We start from the raw sequence: 4,506 nt of genomic DNA, 5'->3' as shown, positions 1-4,506 counted from the left end.
TTTAATGAGTTTTAGTTAGGAGGCAAGGTGCTGTGCGTAAGGTGAGTTAATAAATGAATGCCTTGAGCTGAATGTTTCAGGAAGCTCATCATGCGCTATTTTTGTTCCATTAGGAGCCTGTGTTAAATTTATTTTTGCAAAATTCCATTCAGCCTGACTAACCGAGATTATTGACATGACGCCTTGATGTTTATTTTTAAACCAAATAGTTTTTAAATTATAGATCACAATTATTAGCAGAGTATTAAACAATTGTTTTATCAAGTTTAGGCTCGAGATTAAATTGTCTATCACCACGAACATTAATTGAACACATGGTGACCATCGCGTCTTTATTTGATACAATGCGACGGACAACTTAGAGTAGATTGTATTTATTAAGGTATTTTGGCATGAAATTACGAAATGGCTCAGAATTCATACCCGGAAAAAAGAAAACACTCGAAGCTATCGACAATAATATTGTCCGTTATATAGGTATGCATAGATTACCATCAAGGAAGAAAACGCCATTTCAAGAACTGCTCGATACAATCATTAAAAATAATTATGAACTAACCGAAGCTCAATTTACTGAACTATTCACGAACATATTATCGACTCCCTCACTACAAAATGATGAAAAAATGTTCAGCTCTGATGACTCAGATATTATTGATGCATATAATGATAACTCTCGACGGTATTTCGAAAGTCTTTGGGCCAGGAAAATAATTGATTTTTTTGAAGCGCAGAACTCTGCCTCATTAAAAACATTTATTATTGAGATGAAAGCTTTTCTAATAAGCCAATATACAAGAGAGCACCCTTATCTCAAAGAATGGCATGCTGCTCAAGATGGGAAACAGGTAACAGATGACAATTTAGCTCATTATGCTTTATTAAGAAAAAACCTTATTGTTTTAATAAACCATGGGCATTTTAACAGTAATAATATTCTTTTAGATTTGTTTGATCTCCATTATCTAACTCATTCCTTAGCAAGATTAGATAGTTATAAAACATTCCATCCTACTGGTTATATAAAATGCTACACTGAAAACAGCCATTTTTATTCTAATCAAAAACGCGGGAGAGTAACTGGTTATGGCTTTAATCAAGATGAACCAAGTTATCATTTAGGTATTATGAGATCCATAGATAAAACTCCCTATGATATGAGAAGACCAAAACTTATATCATCTGAAACTCGATGCCCAGACAGACTCTATATGAGCCATCCGAAAGAAGTTCGTAATGACCCTCAAAATTGGCTACATCAGGCCTTTTCAAATCCATATAATAGCTTATACGTCAATGGATTATCAGGTTCTATGTTACTTGAGATAAATGCGGTACTTTTTTTCATGAAAGGAATACAAACCGGTTTATATAAACCAAGTCATTTAACAAATGAGCAGAGCCATCAAGAACATTTTAAACTTTTAAAACAATATTTATTAATGATTTCTGCTGTTTTTATTTATTTTGAAGGCGGCCATACCCTTACTGAAATAATGAGTGTGTTTTATCTTGAGAAGGTTACTAATTCAATTCAGACTGTTTTAGGGGAACCAAAAGGCACATTTTCTTTACACGATTTTATGTTAAGTTGTCCTGAAGTATATCCATTAATTAAAGAATCTCTTATTGACGCAGCAAAATACCAGGCACGGCAAGACAATGTGCAACGAATAAATGATGAACGATTACTAAATAAATTTGAATCGATACGAGTAATTTTAAGGAACTTCAAACAAAAAATAGACTCACTTGAACCCCAATATTTTGAAGCCCAAAAGCATGCAACACAATTATTGTGTAAACTAGAACAGTTCAGGATAGAGGCATTAAAAAAACCAACAGATAGAGCACTAAGCGACTTTAGAATAAAAGCTCATAAGGAAATAACAAATTCCATGCCTTTATTACAAAAAGAGCTGGGCTGGGGTGATTACCTTTTAAATATACTGCAACAAATAACAGATATTCTAATTACCGTATTCAGTTTTGGTTTATGTAAAAACTATAGTCTTTTTGCCTTGCCTGCTCCCCATGAGCCGGAACTAATTGCAAAAGAATTAGACAAAAAATTACAGCTATAACAGAATTATTATCATTCAGATTATGGAGGAGGCCACTGAATGGTATCAACTTTAGAAATTTTGTGTCACCTACTTTCCTCTGTACACTACCATTAACCGTCATCCTTAGCTAATGCTCAGGATGACCGTATTTTTTTAAATTTAATGGCAGTGTCTCTCGCATTATCGACCACAGTTTCCATAGTCAATTTATTAAAGCATACTAGTTTACGAAATTTGACAAATACAAATAACCTCCTTTGTGGATCACATAGTCGCGCCATGAGGATACGTAAAAATAACTAAAGTCGAATATTATTCATTTAAATTATTTTGAATGTTACCCCAAGGAGTAACTCCTGCACCCTGCTTAATATCTGGAGGAAGTTCATCCAGTGCTTTTTGAGCAGCTTCCTGGCTGCTATAAGTTCCATATACCCCTTTATAATATGACTTACCATTACGCTGATATTTTATTTGTGCCATACGATCATTTTTAGGAGCTTTATAGAGTTTCTGTGCCACTCTGGAAGCTTTCTCATCATCAGCTACTTGAATAGTATACCCCTGAGGATTCTGGCTGCTCACCCAGTTTCTATCCCTGTCTTTAAATGATACTGGTGAATGATACTCACCGACATGATATGAATCAGGTACATTAACATTTCCTTGTACAGGTGTATTTTGATTAACGTAACCGTAGTTATACATTCGATAATCGGCTTGAGGATATAACTGGGTTTGATCATAAGCATAGGTCCGATAACTTACTTTATTGTAGTCTTTATAAACCATACAAGACGATAAATTACAGATGCTTATCCCCACAAATAATAGTTTTATTTTATTATTCATCATAATACTCCCTGATTTATAATTTTTATTTCTCCTCTTATTTGTTGTTATCTACAAAATAAAAAAAAACTTTAATCCATGTTGTTTCACAACACACTATGACATAAAGTATCCATTTTTCGTTCTGATGGTGAATTTTATGTGGACTCATAGACGTTCAGGTCAAACCAATCAACGAGGTTCTCAAGATCATAGAGATCCTTATGAGCGCGACAGAACTCGAGTCATTCACTGTCCTGCATTTAGGCGACTGCAAAGAAAAACACAAATTCTGGGTACCGATGAAGGTGATTTTCACCGCACTCGATTAACTCACTCACTGGAGGTCGATTCTATAGGTAAGAGCATAGTACGTAATCTGATTACCAGCAAAAATCAACCTTCGCTATTGGCCAACCTCTTACCGAATGATGATCTAATCAGTGTTATATGTCTTCTCCATGACATCGGACATCCTCCATTTGGACATGGTGGTGAAGTTGCCTTAAATTACATGATGCGTGATTACGGTGGATTCGAAGGCAATGGCCAAACGCTACGATTACTCACCAAAGTTGAAACCAGCTATGGTGGATTTGGCCTTGATTTAACCCGACGCGCATTACTGGGTATTCTCAAATATCCGGTAAAACGTTCGAATGTTGTCGCCCGAACGCTTCCTCCTATTCATGACTCCATACATAAAACCATTAAAATTAACGATTGGCTTCCACCTAAGGCTTATTTTGATTGTGAGCAACCAGAAATCGATTGGTTATTATCCCCGTTAACAGAAAAAGATAGGATCTTATTCCAATCACTATCAAAAGAACCACAAGACACCAAGTCAGGCAAATCAGCTTACCATAGTTTTGATTGCTCCATTATGAATACAGCAGATGATATAGCCTATGGCGTTCATGATTTGGAGGATGCAATACATTTAAGATTAATTAATGCATCACATCTGGACACTGCTGAATTCAGACAATTGCTAGGCAATACCTCACTTTCCAAACATCAGGATCGCCTAATCAACTCGTTGTTTTCCAATGAATTGTGTTTAAGAAAACAAACTATAGGGGAAATGGTTAATTACTTCATTACATCGACACAAATTGTTACCACTAACGAGCAGTTTGAGAATAATTTATTAAAATTTAATATAGCCTTGATACCTGAAGCATCGGCCTTGTTACACTATTTAATGAAATGCATTTATCATAATGTTATTGATTCGCAAGAGGCGCGAACCTTTGAGTATGGCGGACAAACGGTAGTTCTCCGATTATTTGATGCCATCAGCTCAAATCCGGCAAGCTTGTTAGATAACAACAACAGAGAGTTGTTTAAACAAGCAGAGGATGAAATGCAAGCCTATCGAGTGGTGTGTGATTATTTGGCGAATATGACCGATGAATACGCCTATAGAATGCATGAGCGTTTGTTCGGATTCAATACCCGAACAATATTTGAAAGGCTGTGATTTTTTTAAGAATTTGATATATAAAAATTTTTATTAAACGCTAACATTTCATTTGGACTCAAAAAATGTATAGAGTAAAATGTAATTTTTGTTTATTGTAAACGGCTGCTTTTCTTGAGAGAT

4 protein-coding genes are annotated in these 4,506 nt (G+C 35.1%); 2 read left to right on the top strand and 2 right to left on the bottom strand.

The window, feature by feature from the left end; all coding sequences use genetic code 11:
* Window positions 1–15 precede the first annotated feature (15 nt).
* Window positions 16–177 (bottom strand): hypothetical protein, encoded by a 162-nt coding sequence (locus Q0495_RS11255; RefSeq protein WP_298626265.1) that lies wholly within the window; start codon window positions 175–177, stop codon window positions 16–18.
* 215 nt (window positions 178–392) lie between these two features.
* Between Q0495_RS11255 and Q0495_RS11250 the strand changes: the two genes are divergently transcribed.
* Complete coding sequence (locus Q0495_RS11250) at window positions 393–2,084, top strand: hypothetical protein (protein WP_298626262.1); 1,692 nt, start codon at window positions 393–395, stop codon at window positions 2,082–2,084.
* A 294-nt stretch (window positions 2,085–2,378) separates the two neighbouring features.
* Here Q0495_RS11250 and Q0495_RS11245 read toward each other — a convergent pair whose 3' ends face one another.
* The gene (locus tag Q0495_RS11245) at window positions 2,379–2,921 is read right to left on the bottom strand and encodes an SPOR domain-containing protein (RefSeq protein WP_298626260.1); all 543 of its coding nucleotides are present in this window, start codon (window positions 2,919–2,921) and stop codon (window positions 2,379–2,381) included.
* 136 nt (window positions 2,922–3,057) lie between these two features.
* Between Q0495_RS11245 and Q0495_RS11240 the strand changes: the two genes are divergently transcribed.
* Window positions 3,058–4,383, top strand: coding sequence for an anti-phage deoxyguanosine triphosphatase (locus Q0495_RS11240; RefSeq protein ID WP_298626258.1), 1,326 nt, complete (start codon window positions 3,058–3,060; stop codon window positions 4,381–4,383).
* The last annotated feature ends 123 nt before the right edge of the window (window positions 4,384–4,506 follow it).

This window comes from uncultured Legionella sp. (assembly GCF_937871865.1).
GTDB lineage: Bacteria > Pseudomonadota > Gammaproteobacteria > Legionellales > Legionellaceae > Legionella.
The sequence above is the reverse complement of the archived record's forward strand: the minus strand, read 5'-3'. Positions and strand labels throughout refer to the sequence as shown.

Bases quoted from the DNA above. Each gene is read 5' to 3' on its own strand.
- Q0495_RS11240 (WP_298626258.1), top strand. From the start codon at position 3,058: ATGTGGACTCATAGACGTTCAGGTCAAACCAATCAACGAGGTTCTCAA.
- Q0495_RS11245 (WP_298626260.1), bottom strand. From the start codon at position 2,921: ATGATGAATAATAAAATAAAACTATTATTTGTGGGGATAAGCATCTGT.
- Q0495_RS11250 (WP_298626262.1), top strand. From the start codon at position 393: ATGAAATTACGAAATGGCTCAGAATTCATACCCGGAAAAAAGAAAACA.
- Q0495_RS11255 (WP_298626265.1), bottom strand. From the start codon at position 177: ATGTCAATAATCTCGGTTAGTCAGGCTGAATGGAATTTTGCAAAAATA.